Source organism: Streptomyces exfoliatus (assembly GCF_000725545.1).
Classification (GTDB): Bacteria; Actinomycetota; Actinomycetes; order Streptomycetales; family Streptomycetaceae; genus Streptomyces; species Streptomyces exfoliatus.
This window is the reverse complement of the sequence record NZ_JNZP01000018.1, coordinates 257786-276054: the sequence shown is the minus strand read 5'-3', so window position 1 is coordinate 276054 and position 18269 is coordinate 257786. Positions and strand designations below refer to the sequence as shown.

Sequence of the window (18269 nt, the reverse complement as noted above, 5' to 3'; positions counted from 1 at the left end):
CCACGGCACATGACACTGCGTTGCGCGTGAGCGGGACGGGAGACGTACAGATGGCGGAACAGCGGTCGGGCGGAGGCGCGGAGAGCCACGGGGGCAGGGCCGCGCCCGAACACGTCCTGGTGGTCTTCCCCGGATACCACCGGCCCTGGGCGGCCTGGATCAACCAGCGCCTCGAAGCCCACGGCGTACGCGCCACCCTCCAGCGCTGGGACCCGCCCCGCGAAGTCCCCCTGGAGGACTCCCTCGGCGACCTGCTGCTCGCCCGCGGCCAGGTCCTCCTCGTCCTCAACGACTGGTTCTTCGAACTCGGCCCCCGGCCCGCCGGCGAGTGGAACGACGTCCTGCGCGGCTTCGTCGCCGCCCACGCCGAGCGCTTCGCCGCCGTCAACCTCACCAACCGCACCCTGCTGCCGTCCACGGCGGTCCTCGAACCCGTCAGCCTCTGGGGCGTCGGCGAGGAGGAGGCCGAGGTCCGGCTCCTCAGCAGGCTCGCCATCGAGCCCCGCAGGAACGCGGGCCGACGCCTCCCGGCGAGCGCCCTCGCCCGCTACCCGGACACCCCGCCGGAGATCTGGGGCGACATCCCCCGCCGAAACCCCCGCTTCACCGGCCGCGACGACCTCCTCACCGAGCTGCAGGAACGGCTCATGGACGCCGAGCGCGGCAGCGCCGCCTGCACCCTGCTCGGCATGTCCGGCATCGGCAAGACCCAGATCGCCGCCGAGTACGCCCACCGCTTCAGCCCCGACTACGACGTCATCTGGTGGGTCAACTCCGACGACCGCAACGTCCAGCGCGACCGCCTCGGCGAACTCGCCGTCAAACTCGCCCTGCCCACCGGCAGCGAGCCCGGCGAACGCATCCGCGCCGTCCGCGAAGCCCTCCGCCGCGGCGACCCGCACGCCCGCTGGCTCGTCGTCTTCGACGGCTGGGACGACACCGACGGCATCGACGTCATGCTGCCGCAGGGCCCCGGCCACGTCCTCATCACCTCCCGCAACCGCGGCTGGCGGGAGCACACCGACTTCCTGGAGATCCCCAGCTTCGACCGGGCGGAGTCCACCGGCTACCTGATGCGCCGCGCCCCCCAGATCAACGCGGCCGAGGCCGACGAGGTCGCCGCCGAGTTCGGAGACGTACCCCTGCCGCTCGTCCAGGCAGCCGCCTGGCTCGGCGAGTCCGGCATGGACGCCCCCGAATACCTGCGCATGGTCCGCGACGGACGGCTCTCCACCGTCGACGACCCCACGGCGGGCGACGGCATGCCCAACGCCTCGCTCACCTCCTGGTCGATACTGATCAACCGACTCCGCCGCGCCCAGCCGCAGGCCATCGACATCCTCAGCCTGTGCGCCTCCTTCGCCCCCGGCCGCATCCCGCTCGGCATCGTCCGCGCCTACCCCCAGGCGCAACTGCCCGAGGACCTGCGCTGGATGGCCACCGACCTGCCCGCCTGGACCCGCGCGCTCGACACCCTCGTCAACTACTCGGTGCTCACCCGCGAGACCCGCGGCCCCATGACCACCGACGAGATCGGCCCCCACCAGGAGTCGATCCACATGCACCGCCTGGTCCACGACATCGTCGCCCGGCTCACCGACGGCGATCACCGCGACGCCCACCGCAAGGCCGTCCGCACCCTGCTCGCCGAGGCCGACCCCGGCAACCCCACCGACAGCAGGCACTGGCCCCGCTACTCCGAACTCCTGCCCCACCTGGAGCCGTCCGGCGCCCTGCGCAGCACCGACCCGCGCATCCAGGTCGCCGTCCTCAACTGCCTGCGGTTCTGCGACCGCAGCGGCGAGTACAAGGCGGGCATCCGGCTCGCCGGGCGCATCCGGGACGAGTGGACGTCCTTCATGGACCCGCTGGCCCCGCACATGCAGGAACTCACCACCCTCGAAGGGGACATCCTCCGCCGCTACGGCCGGTTCCGGGAGGCGTACGACCTCGACCTCGCCCAGCGCGAGCGCCTCGCCGCCGCGGGCAACAGCGACCGGCTCGGCACGCTCCAGAGCAAGATCTCCATCGCCCGCGACCTGCGCTTCCTCGGCCAGTACCAGGAATCCGAGCAGCTCCAGCGGGAAGCCCTCGCCGAGGCCAGGAGCCTCCTCGGCGACACGCAGTTCCTCACCCTCGTCGCCCGCCACAACCTCGGCGTGGTGCTGCGGATGCTGGGCCGCTACCAGGAGGCGTACGAGCAGGACACCGACACCCTCGCCACCTGCGAGACGGTCCTGCGCCCCCACCACGCCTCCACGCTCAACTCCAACAACGCCGTCGCCCAGGACCTCAGGCTGCTCGGCCGCTACCGCGAGGCGCTCGGCCGCCAGGAGGCCAACGTCAAGCTGCACGTGAAGATCCTCGGCCCCCAGCACCTCCACACCCTGTACGCGCGCAGCCAGCTGGCCCTCTGCCGCCGCCGCGAAGGCGGCTTCAAGGAGGACATCGGCACGATGATGGCCTCCGTACTCGACCACCTGGAACAGGCCTACGGCCGCGACCACTACGTGACGCTGTCGGCCGTCACCAACTACGCCAACTTCCTCCGCGAACACGGCGACCTCGACCTGGCGAGGGAACTCATCACGGAGGCCGAGGCCGGCTACCGCGCCCTCCTCGGCCCCGCCCACCCCGTCTCCACCGGAGTCCTCGCCAACACCGCCCTCGTCATGCAGGCCTCCGGCGAACGGGCCTCGGCCCTGACCATGCTGGAGTCCGCGCTCGCCGGACTCACCGCCACCCTCGGCTCCGACCACCCGTGGGTCTTCGGCTGCGCCCTCAACGCCACCGCCGCCCGCAACTTCAACGGCAGGGTCGTCGAGGCCGCCGAACTCAGCCGCGACACCCTCCGCAGGGCCCGGCACGTCCTCGGCAACGAGCACCCGCTGACCCTCTCCTGTCAGGTCGCGCTCGCCACCGACCTGCGCGGCCTGCGCGAGACCGAGGAGGCGGGGAAGCTGGAGGAGGACGCGCTGCTCACCCTCACCAGGACCCTCGGCGCCCAGCATCCGCACACCCTCTCGGCCCGTCAGCGCAACCGCCCCTACTGGGACTTCGAGGCCAACCTCTGACCGTCGGGGGAAACGCCGGAGGCCCGGCACCCCACTCGGGGTGCCGGGCCTCCTTCCGTACGTGTACGAAGCGACAGGTCAGGCGTCGAAGACCTCGTTGACCAGCTGCTGCTGCTCCGCCTGGTGGCGCTTGGCCGAGCCGACCGCCGGGGAGGAGGAGTGCGGACGCGAGATCCGGCGCAGGCGCTCGCCCGCCGGGATGTCCGCGCCGACCGCCAGGTCCAGGTGGTCGATCAGGTTGAGCGCGATGAACGGCCAGGCACCCTGGTTCGCCGGCTCCTCCTGCGCCCAGATGTACTTCGCCGCGTTCGGGTACTTGGCGATCTCGGCCTGCAGCTCGGCACCCGGCAGCGGGTACAGACGCTCCAGACGGATGATCGCGGTCTCCGTGTCGCCGCGCTTCTGACGCTCGGCCTCCAGGTCGTAGTAGACCTTGCCGGCGCAGAAGACGACCTTGCGGACGTCGGCGGCCTGCACCGTCGTGTCGCCGATCACCGGGCGGAAGCCGCCGGTGGTGAACTCCTCCACCTTGGACGCCGCGGCCTTCAGACGCAGCATCGACTTCGGGGTGAAGACGATCAGCGGCTTGTGGTGCGGGTTGTGGACCTGCCAGCGCAGCAGGTGGAAGTAGTTCGACGGCAGCGTCGGCATGGCGACCGTCATGTTGTCCTGGGCGCACATCTGGAGGAAGCGCTCCGGGCGCGCGGACGAGTGGTCCGGGCCCTGGCCCTCGTAGCCGTGCGGCAGGAGGAGCGTGACGCCGGAGGTCTGGCCCCACTTCTGCTCGGCCGAGGAGATGAACTCGTCGACGACGGTCTGCGCGCCGTTGACGAAGTCACCGAACTGGGCCTCCCAGATGACCAGGGAGTCCGGGCGGGCCAGCGAGTAGCCGTACTCGAAGCCCATCGCCGCGTACTCGCTGAGCAGCGAGTCGTAGACGTTGTAGTGGGCCTGGTCCTCGGTCAGGTAGAGCAGCGGGGTGTAGTCCTCGCCGGTCTCCTGGTCGACCAGGACCGCGTGACGCTGGCCGAAGGTGCCGCGGCGGGAGTCCTGGCCCGAGAGGCGGACCGGGGTGCCCTCCATGAGCAGGGAGCCGATGGCGAGGGTCTCGCCGAAGCCCCAGTCGATGGTGCCGTCGTCGATGGACGCGGCGCGGCGCTGCATCTGCGGCAGCAGGCGCGGGTGGACCGTGATCCGCTCCGGGACGCTGACCTGCGACTCGGCGATCCGCTTCACGACCTCCTGGGAGACCGCGGTGGTGACGCCGACCGGGAAGGCGGCCTTGGCGTCCGGCACGGTCGCCGCGGCGGGGGCGGTGGTGGCCTCGCGGACCTCCGCGAACACCTTCTCCAGCTGGCCCTGGAAGTCCTGGAGCGACTGCTCCGCCTCTTCGAGGGTGATGTCGCCGCGACCGATGAGCGACTCGGTGTACAGCTTGCGCACCGAACGCTTCTTGTCGATCAGGTTGTACATCTGCGGGTTGGTGAACGAGGGGTTGTCGCCCTCGTTGTGACCGCGGCGGCGGTAGCAGATGAGGTCGATCACGACGTCCTTGTTGAACGTCTGGCGGAACTCGAAGGCGAGCCGCGCGACGCGGACCACGGCCTCCGGGTCGTCGCCGTTCACGTGGAAGATCGGCGCCTCGATCATGCGGGCCACGTCGGTCGCGTACATCGAGGAACGCGAGGACTCCGGGGCGGCGGTGAAGCCGACCTGGTTGTTGATGACGATGTGGACCGTGCCGCCGGTGCGGTAGCCGCGCAGCTGCGACATGTTGAGCGTCTCGGCGACGACACCCTGGCCGGCGAAGGCCGCGTCACCGTGCAGGGCGACGGGCAGGACGGTGAAGTCCGTGCCGCCCTTGTTGATGACGTCCTGCTTGGCGCGGACGATGCCCTCCAGGACCGGGTCGACCGCCTCCAGGTGCGAGGGGTTGGCGGCCAGGGAGACCGTGATCTCCTCGCCGTCGAGACCGGTGAAGATGCCCTCGGCGCCCAGGTGGTACTTGACGTCGCCGGAGCCGTGCATCGACTTCGGGTCGAGGTTGCCCTCGAACTCGCGGAAGATCTGCGCGTACGACTTGCCCACGATGTTCGCGAGGACGTTCAGGCGGCCGCGGTGGGCCATGCCGATGACGACCTCGTCGAGGCGCGACTCGGCGGCCGAGTCGATGACCGCGTCGAGCAGCGGGATGACGGACTCGCCGCCCTCCAGGGAGAAGCGCTTCTGGCCGACGTACTTGGTCTGCAGGAAGGTCTCGAAGGCCTCCGCCGCGTTCAGCCGGCGCAGGATCCGCAGCTGCTCCTCGCGCTCCACACGGGAGTGCGGGCGCTCGACGCGGTCCTGGATCCACTTGCGCTGCTTCGGGTCCTGGATGTGCATGAACTCGACGCCGGTGGTGCGGCAGTACGAGTCGCGGAGCACGCCGAGGATGTCGCGGAGCTTCATCATCGACTTGCCGGCGAAGCCGCCGACCGCGAACTCCCGCTCCAGGTCCCACAGGGTGAGGCCGTGCTCGGTGATGTCCAGGTCGGGGTGCTTGCGCTGCTTGTACTCCAGCGGGTCGGTGTCGGCCATGACGTGGCCGCGGACCCGGTAGGAGTGGATGAGCTCGAAGACCCGCGCGGCCTTGGTGACGTCGTCGTCGTGCGACGCGTCGATGTCCTTGAGCCAGCGGACCGGCTCGTAGGGGATGCGCAGGGCCTTGAAGATGTCGTCGTAGAAGCCCTGCTCGCCGAGGAGGTAGTTCGCGACGACGCGCAGGAACTCGCCGGAGGCGGCACCCTGGATGACCCGGTGGTCGTACGTCGAGGTCAGGGTCATGACCTTCGAGATGCCCAGCTTGTTCAGGGTGTCCTGGGAGGTGCCCTGGAACTCGGCCGGGTAGTCCATCGAGCCGACGCCCATGATGACCGACTGCCCGGGCATCAGACGCGGCACGGAGTGGACGGTGCCGAGGCCGCCGGGGTTGGTCAGGGAGACCGTGACGCCGGTGAAGTCCTCCATCGTCAGCTTGCCCACGCGGGCCCGCTTGACGATGTCCTCGTACGCCTGCCAGAACTCGAAGAAGTTGAGCGTCTCCGCCTTCTTGATGCCCGCGACGACGAGCTGGCGGTCGCCGTTGGGCTTCACCAGGTCGATCGCGAGGCCGAAGTTCACGTGCTCCGGCTTGACCAGGGTCGGCTTGCCGTCCTTCTCCGCGAAGGAGTAGTTCATCGACGGCATGGCCTTGATCGCCTGCACCATCGCGTAGCCGATGAGGTGCGTGAAGGAGATCTTCCCGCCCCGGGCGCGCTTCAGGTGGTTGTTGATCACGATCCGGTTGTCGAAGAGCAGCTTCACCGGGACGGCGCGGACGGACGTGGCCGTCGGCACCTCCAGGGAGGCGTTCATGTTCTTCGCGACCGCGGCGGCGGGACCGCGCAGCGTGACCAGCTCGGGGCCGGCGGGGGCCTCGGTCGCCGGAGCGGCGGCAGCGGGCTTGGCCGGGGCCGGAGCGGCGGCGGGCTTCGCGGCGGCCGGGGCGACCGGAGCCGCGGCGGGCTTCGGGGCGACCGGGGCCGGAGCGGCCGGAGCGGGCACGGTGGCCGGGGCGGCTACCGGAGCGGCAGGCGCGGCCTGTGCGGGGCCCGTCTGCGTCGCGGCGGGCACGGCCTGGCCGGTGCTCTGCGTGGTGGGTGCCGGGGCGGCCGGGGTGTCCGACGCTCCGGGCTTGTAGTCGGCGAAGAAGTCCCACCAGGCACGATCGACCGAATTCGGGTCCTGGAGGTACTGCTGGTAGATCTCGTCGACGAGCCACTCATTGGCACCGAAGGCGGTCGCAGGGTTCTGGCCCTGCCCGTCTTGGTCGGTCGGGGAGCTCGGGGTACTGGGGGACTGAGACGACACGGCGGCAACCGCCCTCTTCCGCTTCACAAGGTGATGGACAGCGGAAATAAAGGCTACGCCTGTCCGGCCGAGAGGTGCAGGCCGGGCGCTCCAACGTCGCGCAAGTCACACTTGACGAGGTGTTTCGGAGCCGTGAATGGCGGGAAACAAGCGTGGTTCCGCTGCTGTGAGGGTACGGAAAAGCGCAGGCACGGCCCTCTTCGGCCGCACCCCTGATCGCGTCCCGCTCACGTGCACGCAGGTCCCGCTCACGTACACGCAGAACGCGCTCTTCCGGTTCGAACCCTACGTCAATCTCTCGGAGGAAGGCTGCCCGGAAGGGTGACCCTGATGCGGCACCCACGTGAGGATTCGGCCACACCGATCCCGCCGCCGTGCAGATCCACCGCCCAGCGGGCGATCGCGAGCCCGAGCCCCGTGCCGCCGTCGCTGCCCGGCCCCTGCCGCAGCGGCACCGTGCCCCGGTTGAAGCGCTCGAAGACCTTGTGCCGCTCCGACTCCGGGATGCCGGGGCCCTCGTCCTCGACCTCCAGCTCCAGCGAGTCCGGATACGGGCCGCGCCGCGCCCTGACCGTGACCCGGCCGTGCGGCGGCGAGTGCTTCACCGCGTTGTCGATCAGGTTCGCCATCACCTGGTGCAGCCGCTCCGCGTCCGCGACCGCGACCAGCTCGGGCGGCGACACGTCCAGGTGCAGATGCACGTCCGTACGGTTGTGCAGACCCGAGGTGGACGAGAGACCGCGCTGCGACGCGGCCAGGTTCGCCTCCCGCAGCACCCCCGACAGATACGGCCACACCTCGAAACGGCTCGCCCTCAGTGCGACGACACCGTTGTCGAGACGTGACAGGTCGAGCAGTGTCTCCACCAGCCGGCCGAGGCGTTCGGTCTGCTTGAGCGCCGACCGCATGGTCTCCGGATCCGCCTCGGACACCCCGTCCACGACGTTCTCCAGTACGGCCCTGAGCGCGGCGATCGGCGTGCGCAGCTCGTGCGACACATTGGCGACCAGCTCCTTGCGGTGCCGGTCGACGGCCTCCAGGTCGTCCGCCATCCGGTTGATCGTCGAGGCCAGGTCGCCCAGCTCGTCCCGCCGGTCCGCGCCCCGCACCCGGCGGCTGAAGTCGCCGCGCGAGATCGTCCCGGCCACCGTCGTCATCTCGTCGAGGGGAGCCGTCAGGGACTGGGCCACGAACTGGGTGATCAGCAGGGTCGCGATCATCGCGAAGATCGTGATGTACCGGAACTCCGTCGACGTGCGGATCGCCACCAGGGCCAGGCACGAGGTCAGCAGGACCGCCCCGACGACCAGCGCGCCGAGCTTGGTCTTGATCGAGATCACGATCCGGCGCGGCCCGGGGGCCCCGCCGCCCGCTCCTCGCGGTCCTCGCCGTCCCCGCGGCCCCCTGGGCCCCCGCCGGCTCACAGCGCCGGGGTCTCCAGGGCGTAACCGACACCGTGGACCGTACGGATCCGCTCGGCCCCGATCTTCCGGCGCAGCGCCTTGATGTGGCTGTCCACCGTCCGGGTCCCCGAGGCGTCCGCCCAGTCCCACACCTCGGCGAGGAGCTGCTCACGGGAGAGCACCGCCCGGGGCGTGCTCGCCAGGCAGACGAGCAGGTCGAACTCCGTCGGGGTCAGGTGCACGTCCTCGGAACGCACCCGGACCCGGCGCTGCGCGTGGTCGATCTCCAGCTCGCCCAGCCGCAGGATGCCGCTGCGCGGGGTGACCGCCGCGAGCGCGGCCCGCTCCACCCGGCGGAGCAGGACGTGCACCCGGGCGGCCAGCTCGCGCATCGAGAACGGCTTGGTCATGTAGTCGTCCGCCCCGACGCCGAGGCCGACCAGCATGTCGGTCTCGTCGTCGCGGGCGGTCAGCATGAGGACCGGGACGGGGCGCTGGGCCTGGACCCGGCGGCACACCTCCAGGCCGTCGAAACCGGGCAGCATCACGTCCAGGACCATCAGGTCCGGCTGCCAGGCCTCGGCCGCGTCCACGGCGGCGGGGCCGTCGGTCGCGGTCTGCACGAGGAAGCCCTCGGCGCGCAGCCGCGCGGAGATCGCCTCCACGATCGTCGCGTCGTCCTCGACCACCAGGACACGTCGCTGAGCCCCCGGAGTGGCCGCCGCACCGTGGTGAGTGGTGTGTGTCTGCTCCATTGCCCCGCCTCGCGTCGCCGATGTCGGCTCAGCAGCCTAGAGGTACCGGCGGCGTCCCGGCTATCCAGGAGCTGTTCAGCGGCTATCCGGGACGGACGGCGAGGTGCACCACGTCGGGGACGCCCCGGGCAACGGGGATCTCTTCGGTCCGTACCGCGCTGAATCCGGCATTCCGCAACGACTCTTCGAAATCGCCGGACGGCTGGGCGGACCACACGGCGAGCACTCCGCCCGGATTCAGACGGGCCGCACAGGTGGCCAACCCCTCGGCGGAGTACAGGGATTCGTTGTCCTCGGTCACCGTCCAGTCCGGGCCGTTGTCGATGTCCAGACAGAGAGCGTCATAGGTGTCCGACGAGGTACGGAGGTACTCCACGAGGTCCGTGTGCAGGATCACCGTCCTCGGATCGGCGAGCGCCCTCCCGGAGATCGAGGCGAGCGGCCCCTGCCGGTGCCAGTCGATGATCGCCCCCTCACGCTCGGCGACGGCGATCCGGCCCCAGCGGGGCTCGGCGGCGGCATGCGCGAGCGAGAAGCCCACGCCGAGGCCGCCGACCAGGACGGAGGCGCCGGCGCGCGTCTGCTCGGGCAGTGCGGCCAGGGCCGCGTCGATCAGAAGCCGCTCGGAGCGCCCGTCGGAGGTGTCCATCAGGAAGGTGCCGTTGGCGATGATCTCGTAGTGCTCGTCGCGGCGGCGCAGCACCACTTCTCCGTACGGCCCTTCCCGGCGGTCGAGGGTCACGGTTTCCGACATCGTTCGTCACTCCGTCCGTTCTTGTCGTGTCGTGGTCGTCCACCACACGTTACGAAGCCGCGGGGTCACGGATCCTGGATTTCCTCAGGATCCGCCGGTCACGTACCGCGCACCCCGCCACCCGTACGCACACGTACCCGCCACGAAGACGGCAACCGCCACCGTCCACGCGCCGCCCTGCGAACCCGGCTGCATCACCCACGCCCACCACTGCGCCGCACCGCCCGGCTCCGAGGGGGCCGCGAGGTAGACCGCGCCGACGAGGAAGGTCGGCGGCAGCCAGCTCAGCCGGGCGCCGACGACCACGGCGGCGCCCGCCGTCAGCCCCACGAGCCCGAGCGTGTTCCGTACCGCGGCGGGCGCCCCGTACGCCTCCGCGTGCCCCGGCAGCGCGAGGGCGAACAGGGCGACGGCGAGCACGGTCGGGGCCAGCGCGTGGGCGAGGCGGCGGGGCCACCACGCGCGGACCGCCGTACGGTCCAGCTCGTCGCTCGGCGCGTGCAGGCTCGCCCCGACCGCCGCCGCGGCGAACAGCGGGCCGAAGACGACGACCGGGAGGCGGGCCGTGTGGTCGAAGCCGGGCAGGGAGACCAGCCACCGGGCCGCCCAGGCGGCGACCGCCGCTGCGCCGGCGAGAGCGGCGAGCGTGCCGGGCAGCGCACGGGAGCGCAGATAGAGCCTCACGGGACCGGCACCTCGTCCGGGTGGCAGCTGTCCGCAGCCAGGTAGCGGGCGAGGTAGTCGCGCTGCTCGGCGGGGGACTTGGCGGTGAGCCGGTCGATGTACGGCCGGGCGGCGGTGGGATCGGGGCCGTAGTCGTCAGGGGTGGGCGCCAGCCACTCGCTGACGGCGAGGTGGATGGCGCTCGCCCGCTCGGCGTTCGGGCCCGTGCCGTCGCCGGGTTGGCAGGTGTCCGAGAACAGCCAGTTCACGGCCGAGTTCAGATACAGATCGGCGCGCACGAGCCGGCCGCGCACCGCCTCCCTCTCCGTGCTGGGCAGGGCGACGTCACCCGCCCGGGCGGGACCGCCCGGGCCGCTCACCCAGCGGACCGGGGCGCCGGGCAGCCCCTTGACGCGGGCGTTCAACGGGGAGAGGGCCGCCGACACGTCCGGCAGCAGGCTCTCGTCCACGGCCGTCAGGCACACCTGCGGGGCGCCGTCGTCGCACACCCACCGGGCCAGGGCCGGGTCATGGCGCCACGGCCCCTCGTCCCCCGGCAGGCGCAGGATCAGGCCGGCGGCGGCGACCGCCACGGCCAGCGGCACGAGGGCGACCGGGAGCAGCCGGGTCCCGCGCAGCCCGTACGCGAGGAGCACGGCGAGGGCGATCCCCGCCGTCCACGCCATCGACACCGGCCCGAACCACCACACCGGCCGGTCCCAGAAGAACTGGTGCTCGCCGGCGGGACCGAGCCAGCGCACCGGGCCCTCCCGGTAGGCGCTCACGGCCAGGCCGAGGTACCCGACGATCCCCAGGAGCGGGGCCGTGAGGCGCCGGCGGACGACCCGCCCGACGACATGGCCGAGCGCCCCGAGGGCGGCGACGGCGACCACGTCGGCGGCGACGAGCTCCAGGTACGGGCGGCCCGCGGAGACGTACGGCCAGGTCATGAGGAGACAGACGGCGTCGGCGAGCAGCAGCCCGGCGGCCGGCCAGAGCGCGGACGGCGCGACCGCGACGAACAGGCGGCGCAGGGGCGAGCGGGGCACGGACTCCCACAGGTCCGTCGTCCCGCGCCGCCGGTCCCGGCCGCCCTGCCAGCCGCCCGCCGCGAGCGCGAGCGGCCCGGCGAGCAGCCCTGCGACGACGTGCAGCATGTTCGTGGCGTCGGCCCAGCGGCCCTGCCAGTCGGGAGCCTTGCCGTACATCGTGACGAGGACGGTGACGGCGACGGCGGCCCCGGTCCAGGGGCCGAGCCCGCGCCGCAGCTCGGTGCGGAGCGGGGAGGCGGCCCGTGTGGGCGTGGCTCCGTCGGTGCGGGGCGGGGGGACGAGGGTGGTGGTCACCGGAGCGCCTCCTTCGGGTGGGTGCCGGACGCCCGGTGGACGCCGGACGCCCGGTGGACGCGCAGGGCCGCCGTGTAGCCGCGTTCGACGGCGTGGGTCGTGGAGTCGTCCGGCGCGCCGGACTCCCCGCCGAGTGAGGTCAGTTCGGCCGTGGTGCCCTGGAAGGCGAGCCGCCCCGCCTCGATGAGGGCGACATCGGTGCAGGCGGCGGCCACGTCCTCCACCAGGTGCGTGGAGACCACCACCGTCGTCTCCCGGCCCAACTCGCGCAGCAGCTCACGGAAGTCGACCCGCTGCTCCGGGTCGAGGCCGGCGGTCGGCTCGTCGAGCAGCAGGAGGTCGGGATCGTTCACGATGGCCTGGGCGATCCCGGCACGCCGGACCATGCCGCCGGACAGCGTCTTCATCCTCGCGTCGATCCGGTCGGCGAGGCCGACCCGCCGCACCGCGCGCTCCACCGCCGCCGGGACCCGGTCGGCCGGCAGCTCCTTGAGCCAGGCCACGTACGCGACGAACTCGCGCACCGTGAAGGACGGGTAGTAGCCGAACTCCTGCGGCAGATAGCCGAGCCTGCGCCGGATACCGGTCCGGTCGCGGTGGCTCGCGACATCTCCGCCGAGCAGCTCCACCCGGCCGGAGGAAGGCGCGGCGACGGTCGCGAGGACCCGGATGAGGGAGGTCTTCCCGGCTCCGTTCGGGCCGAGCAGTCCGTGCACGCCGGGCCCCAGGGACAGATCGAGCCGGTCGAGTGCGACGGTACGGCGGTGGCGGACGGTCAGTCCGGTCACCGCGACGGCGGGCGAGGGGTTCATCGGGGCTCCAGGTGGTCGAAGGAACGGCGCCGCAGCACGAGGAGGGCCGCACAGGCGAGCGCGGCGGCGGCCCACCCCCCTTGCGCGGCGGAGCCGGACAAATACGAGGCGAGCACCGCGGCTCCCGCGTCGGCCGCGTCCGGCCCCGCGAGGAGGGGGCCCGTCACGGCGAGCAGCCAGCCGCCGCCGAGCGTCGCGGCCGCCGCCCGGCAGCCGACGAAGGAGCCGAGCGCGAGGGCGGCCAGGGTCAGCGCCAGGCCGGGAAGCAGCCAGGCCGCCGCCCCCGGGAACCCGGCCACCCGCGGCAGCAGCGCCGCGCCCGCCGTCAGCAGCGGTACGCACACGGCGAGCACGGCGGCGGTACGGGTGAGCAGCAGCCGCAGTCCGCCCGAGGGCGTGGCGGCGGTGATCTCGTACAGCGGGTCGGCGTGCCGTCCGTACGAGACGGCGACACCGGCGAGCGGAAGGATCGGGGAGACCGCGAGGAGCAGGCTGCCCGCTCCCTGGAACCCGGCTCCGTGGGCGAGACCGAAGGCCCCGCCGACGACGAGGACCACGGCCACCACCCAGGACCCCCGGAGGGCGGGCCCGACGGCCCACCACAGCCGCGCCCACCTTCCGAGGGGGCTTCTTCCGGCGGACACGGGCACGGGGGTGGACGCGGAGACGGACGCGGAAACGGGCACGGGGGCGGGCCGGTGGCCCAGCGAGGTCAGGAGCTCGGCGCGGACGGCCGCGAGTACGGGGCCGGCGGCGCTCGCGCGGACGGCGGCCGACACACGGGCCGCGCAGGGCGTGCAGGACTCGACGTGCTTCTCCAGGGACCAGGCGTCCGTCTCGGGGGCGCTGCCCTCCGCGTACCGCAGCGCCAGGGCGTCGGTGACGTGCCAGGGGGGTCGAGGGGAGCCGGCGTCGCGTGAAGGTACGGGGCCGGGTTCGGGTCGGGGTCCGGGCCCGGGCGTGGCACGGGCTTCGGGTCGCGGTGTCGTCATGCGGTGCCTCCCAGGGCGTGCGGGCCCCCGGGGTGCCCGGCGGCGAGGGCGGCGCGCAGCTCGCGGCGGGCGCGCAGGGCGCGGGTCTTGACGGTGCCCTCGGGTATGCCGAGGAGACGGGCCGTCTCGCGCGTCGTCAGGCCGTCGACGACGGTGGCCCGGAGGACCTCGGCGAGTTCGGGCGAGATCCGGTCGAGGGCGGCGCCGACCTCCGCGTACTCCAGGCCCGCGAGGACCCGCTCCTCGGCGGAGGGCGCGACGACCGGCGGCGCGGGGAACGCGGCGTGCGCGGAGGCGTGTGCACCGGCCTGAGCGGTGACGTGTGCGGCGGCGTGGGTGGCGGCGTGTGCGGCGGCCCGTTCGGCGCGGGCCCGGGCCCGCTGGGCGTCCACCAGGCGCCGGGCGGCGATCACCCACAGCCAGCCGCCGGCCTCGCCCCGGCCGCGGTGGCCGCCGGCCGAGCGCCAGACGGTGACGAAGGTGTCCTGCAGGACCTCCCTCACGGTCTCCTCGTCGGGGCAGCGGCGGGCCAGGCGCGCGTGCAGCCAGCCGGCGTGCCGGTCGTAGAGGACGGCGAGCGCCTCGGTGTCCCCCCGGGCGACCGCGCGCAGCAGCGCCGCGTCGTCGGCCGCGTCGGCCTCGTCTTCGTCGCCCCCTGAGGGGCCTCCCCCTGTGGGGCGCGACAGTCTCACGCCCTCTCTATCGCCGGGCGGACCCCGAACGGTTCACGGGCCGGTGGGCGGCCCGCCCTCGGGGAGGGCGTCGAAGACGCGCTGGAGGGCGGGCGGGCGTTCGCCGTCGTCCGCGACGACGAGGCGGTGGCGGTAGGTGATGAAGTACTGGAAGCCGTCCGGGAGCGGGGCGCCGGTCGGCCGGCCCGGTACGCGCGCGTAGGCGGGGTCTTCGAGCGCGGCCCGCAGTTCCGCGGCCTCGGCGGGGGTCATGCGGCCGGTGCGGGGTGGCTTCGTGCCGGACCGGCTGGTCCAGGTGCCGTCGTGGTGGACGACCAGCTGGTTGCGGACACCGGCGAGGCCGCCGTTGACGACCACCTCGACGAGGACCTCCTGCCCCTGTGGCTCCTCCGGTCCATCGGGAGGCGCGACCGTCCCGGCCGGGGTGGTCGGCGCGGGCGGCGTGCTGACGCCCGACGCGGGTCCGCCGGGCGCGGGCGGGGTCCCGGGACCGCAGCCGCTCGCGCCGGCGGCGCCGCCGAGGACGAGGGCCGCCACGAGGAGCAGGGCGCCGCGCCGCCTCGCCCGTACGGGAGGCAGGGCTCGTACGGCTCGTCCAGCTCGTGTCATGGACCGAGCATGCACGGGCGAACGCCCCCGCGCAGCCGGAGGGGAGGAGTCCGCGTCCGGGCGGTCAGATCTCCTCCGCCCGGACGATGCCCGTGAGCGGGCCCCGGTAGCGCCAGTCCAGCGAGTCGTACAGCGCGAGGCCGTCCGTGGTCGCGGAGAGCACCCCGGTCTCGGCGCCCGCCTGGGCGGCGGCGGCCTCCAGGGTGCGCATGACGTTGGCGCCGAGGCCGCGCCGCCGGTGCGCGGGGTCGGTCTCGATCTGGTCGGCGACGGCGGTGGAGCCCGTCGGGGCGATCTGGCCGCGCGCGGCGAGGGTGCCGTCGGGGGCGAGGACGCGGACCCGGATGACGCCGTCCCTGACCTCGGTGGTCCGTGCGTACCCCTCCGGCGGCGCGGGCCGGGCGCCGGGGTCGAGCGGCTTGACCATCATGAAGCCCGGGTCGTCGGGGACCGTCCATCCCTCGGTGATCCACGAGGCCGCCTCCTCGGGGCCCGCCATGATCTTGAGCCAGCTGTACGGGGCGGTGAGCCGGGCGCAGAGCGCGCCGACGGAGGCCGCGTCGGGGGCGGGCAGGACGTGCCGTACGACGTGCCGGGCGAGGCCCACGTCGATCCGGTAGCCCCAGGGCTCGGGGACGGCGGCCGGGGTGCCCCGGGACACCGTCCAGCCCGCCACCCACGCCGATGTAATAGATGCCATATCCATAGAGGCATTACAGGCCCTGAACGCGCCTGGTGGGGAAGTGATCGCTCAGAGCGAACGCGCGTCCGGGAACATTCATCGGCTCAGGTGCATTGAGTCCACATAGCTCAACTTGACTGCCGAAGGGGAGATCATGGCTTCTGAGTCCAAGCCGTCCGTGCTGCTCACACTGCCCGTACTGCCGCTCGACGACGAGGTCGTGCTGCCCGGGATGGTGGTACCCCTGGACCTCTCCGACAACGACGTACGCGCCGCCGTCGAAGCCGCCCAGGCCGCCGCCCGCTCCGGCACCGGAAAGCCCCGGGTGCTGCTCGTGCCCCGCGTCGACGGGACCTACGCCGCCACCGGCGTCCTCGGCACCGTCGAGCAGGTCGGCCGCCTCTCCGACGGCGACCCCGGCGCGCTCATCCGCGCCCTCGGACGGGTGCGCATCGGCGCCGGTACGACCGGGCCCGGCGCGGCCCTGTGGGTCGAGGGCAGCACCGTCGAGGAGACCCTGCCCGACCCGCTGCCCGGCCAGGTCACCGACCTGGTCAAGGAGTACAAGGCACTCGCCACCAGCTGGCTCAAGAAGCGCGGCGCCTGGCAGGTCGTCGACCGCGTCCAGCAGATCGACGGCGTCGGCGCCCTCGCCGACAACGCCGGCTACTCGCCCTTCCTCACCGTCGAGCAGAAGGTCGCGCTCCTGGAGACCGCCGACCCGGTCGCCCGCCTCAAGCTCGCCACCGCCCAGCTCCGCGAGCACCTCGCCGAGCAGGACGTCGCCGAGACCATCGCCAAGGACGTCCAGGAAGGCGTCGACAAGCAGCAGCGCGAGTTCCTGCTCCGCCGCCAGCTCGAAGCCGTCCGCAAGGAACTCCGCGACCTCAACGGCGAGGCCGAGGGCGACGAGTCCGACGACTACCGCGCCCGCGTGGAGGCCGCCGACCTGCCCGAGAAGGTCAGGGAGGCCGCCCTCAAGGAGGTCGAGAAGCTGGAGCGGTCCAGCGACCAGTCCCCCGAGGGCTCCTGGATCCGCACCTGGCTCGACACCGTCCTCGAACTGCCCTGGAACGCGCGCACGGAGGACCGGTACGACATCCGCGGCGCCCGCGCCGTCCTCGACGCCGAGCACGCGGGCCTGGACGACGTGAAGGAACGGATCACCGAGTACCTGGCCGTGCGCAAGCGCCGCTCCGAGCGGGGCCTCGGCGTCGTCGGCGGTCGCCGCGGCGGAGCCGTACTCGCCCTCGTCGGCCCGCCCGGCGTCGGCAAGACCTCCCTCGGCGAGTCCGTCGCGCACGCGATGGGACGCGAGTTCGTCCGGGTCGCCCTCGGCGGCGTACGGGACGAGGCGGAGATCCGCGGCCACCGGCGCACGTACGTCGGCGCGCTGCCCGGCCGGATCGTACGCGCCATCAAGGAGGCCGGCTCCATGAACCCGGTCGTCCTCCTCGACGAGATCGACAAGGTCGGCTCCGACTTCCGCGGCGACCCCGCGGCGGCCCTCCTCGAAGTCCTCGACCCGGCGCAGAACCACACCTTCCGCGACCACTACCTGGAGGTCGAACTCGACCTCTCCGACGTCGTCTTCCTCGCCACCGCCAACGTCCTCGAAGCCATCCCCGAGGCCCTTCTCGACCGCATGGAACTGGTCAGGCTCGACGGCTACACCGAGGACGAGAAGGTCGTCATCGCCCGCGACCACCTGCTGCCCCGGCAGCTGGAGCGGGCGGGCCTGGAGCCCGGCGAGGTCGTCCTGACGGACGCGAGCCTGCGCAAGCTGGCCGGCGAGTACACCCGTGAGGCGGGCGTCCGCACCCTGGAGCGGTCCATCTCCCGGCTGCTCCGCAAGGTCGCCGCCCAGCACGAACTGGGCGACCGCGAACTGCCCTTCACGGTCGCACCGGACAACCTGCGGGAACTCATCGGGCGGCCGCACCACGTGCCGGAGTCCGCGCAGGACCCGGCGGAGCGCCGCACCGCGGTGCCGGGTGTCGCCACCGGGCTCGCCGTGACGGGCGCGGGCGGTGACGTCCTCTTCGTCGAGGCGTCCCTCGCCGACCCGGAGACCGGCGCCGCCGGCCTCACCCTCACCGGCCAGCTGGGCGACGTGATGAAGGAGTCGGCGCAGATCGCGCTCTCCTTCCTCCGTTCGCACGGCGCGGAACTGGAGCTGCCCGTCACCGGCCTGAAGGACCGGGGCGTGCACATCCACTTCCCGGCGGGCGCGGTCCCCAAGGACGGGCCGAGCGCGGGCGTCACCATGACGACCGCACTCGCCTCGCTCCTGAGCGGCCGACAGGTCCGCACGGACGTGGCCATGACCGGCGAGGTCTCCCTCACCGGCCGGGTCCTGCCGATCGGCGGGGTGAAGCAGAAGCTGCTCGCCGCGCACCGGGCGGGCATCACGACGGTCGTGATCCCCAAGCGGAACGAGGCCGACCTGGACGACGTCCCGGCCGAGATCCTGGAGAAGCTGGAGGTCCACCCGGTGACGGACGTCCGGCAGGTACTGGAGATCGCACTGGCGCCGGCGGCGGTGCCGGTGGGCGTGGCGGCGTAACCCCTTACGGCTCCACACGCGGCTTCTCGAAGG

At 72.9% G+C, this 18269-nt stretch carries 13 protein-coding genes; 2 read left to right on the top strand and 11 right to left on the bottom strand.

Features of this window, described 5'->3' with window-relative positions; all coding sequences use genetic code 11:
- Positions 1–50: 50 nt before the first annotated feature.
- Positions 51–3074, top strand: coding sequence for an FxSxx-COOH system tetratricopeptide repeat protein (fxsT, locus tag IO20_RS0122880; protein ID WP_030553430.1), 3024 nt, complete (start codon positions 51–53; stop codon positions 3072–3074).
- A 78-nt stretch (positions 3075–3152) separates the two neighbouring features.
- Here fxsT and IO20_RS0122875 read toward each other — a convergent pair whose 3' ends face one another.
- From IO20_RS0122875 to IO20_RS0122825, 11 genes are all read right to left on the bottom strand, one after another.
- Entirely contained in the window at positions 3153–6962 is a 3810-nt protein-coding gene (locus tag IO20_RS0122875; protein ID WP_030553432.1) for a multifunctional oxoglutarate decarboxylase/oxoglutarate dehydrogenase thiamine pyrophosphate-binding subunit/dihydrolipoyllysine-residue succinyltransferase subunit, read from the bottom strand.
- A gap of 290 nt (positions 6963–7252) precedes the next feature.
- Entirely contained in the window at positions 7253–8305 is a 1053-nt protein-coding gene (locus IO20_RS0122870; protein WP_030553433.1) for a HAMP domain-containing sensor histidine kinase, read from the bottom strand.
- 77 nt (positions 8306–8382) lie between these two features.
- Positions 8383–9120 (bottom strand): response regulator transcription factor, encoded by a 738-nt coding sequence (locus tag IO20_RS0122865; RefSeq protein WP_030207163.1) that lies wholly within the window; start codon positions 9118–9120, stop codon positions 8383–8385.
- Between the two features lie 82 nt (positions 9121–9202).
- Positions 9203–9874 carry a spermidine synthase family protein gene (locus IO20_RS0122860; RefSeq protein WP_030553435.1) on the bottom strand — a complete coding sequence of 224 codons (672 nt, stop codon included), beginning with the start codon at positions 9872–9874 and terminating at the stop codon, positions 9203–9205.
- Between the two features lie 84 nt (positions 9875–9958).
- Positions 9959–10558, bottom strand: a complete 600-nt coding sequence (locus IO20_RS0122855; protein WP_245685011.1) for a hypothetical protein — start codon at positions 10556–10558, stop codon at positions 9959–9961.
- Entirely contained in the window at positions 10555–11883 is a 1329-nt protein-coding gene (locus IO20_RS0122850; protein WP_030553439.1) for a hypothetical protein, read from the bottom strand. The genes IO20_RS0122855 and IO20_RS0122850 overlap by 4 nt, the downstream gene beginning before the upstream one ends.
- Entirely contained in the window at positions 11880–12695 is an 816-nt protein-coding gene (locus IO20_RS0122845) for an ABC transporter ATP-binding protein (RefSeq protein ID WP_030553441.1), read from the bottom strand. The genes IO20_RS0122850 and IO20_RS0122845 overlap by 4 nt, the downstream gene beginning before the upstream one ends.
- Complete coding sequence (locus tag IO20_RS0122840; RefSeq protein ID WP_245685010.1) at positions 12692–13687, bottom strand: zf-HC2 domain-containing protein; 996 nt, start codon at positions 13685–13687, stop codon at positions 12692–12694. Before IO20_RS0122840 ends, IO20_RS0122845 begins: the two co-directional genes overlap by 4 nt.
- Complete coding sequence (locus IO20_RS0122835) at positions 13684–14379, bottom strand: RNA polymerase sigma factor (protein WP_051874630.1); 696 nt, start codon at positions 14377–14379, stop codon at positions 13684–13686. The genes IO20_RS0122840 and IO20_RS0122835 overlap by 4 nt, the downstream gene beginning before the upstream one ends.
- A 33-nt stretch (positions 14380–14412) precedes the next feature.
- On the bottom strand, positions 14413–14988 hold the full coding sequence (locus IO20_RS37700) for a hypothetical protein (protein ID WP_157850797.1): 576 nt from the start codon (positions 14986–14988) through the stop codon (positions 14413–14415).
- Positions 14989–15052: 64 nt separating this feature from the next.
- On the bottom strand, positions 15053–15694 hold the full coding sequence (locus IO20_RS0122825; protein WP_030553449.1) for a GNAT family N-acetyltransferase: 642 nt from the start codon (positions 15692–15694) through the stop codon (positions 15053–15055).
- Between the two features lie 130 nt (positions 15695–15824).
- On the opposite strand from IO20_RS0122825, the gene lon reads away from it, so the two are divergent.
- A complete protein-coding gene (gene lon / locus IO20_RS0122820) occupies positions 15825–18236 on the top strand; it encodes an endopeptidase La (protein ID WP_030553452.1) in 2412 nt (803 codons plus the stop codon).
- The last annotated feature ends 33 nt before the right edge of the window (positions 18237–18269 follow it).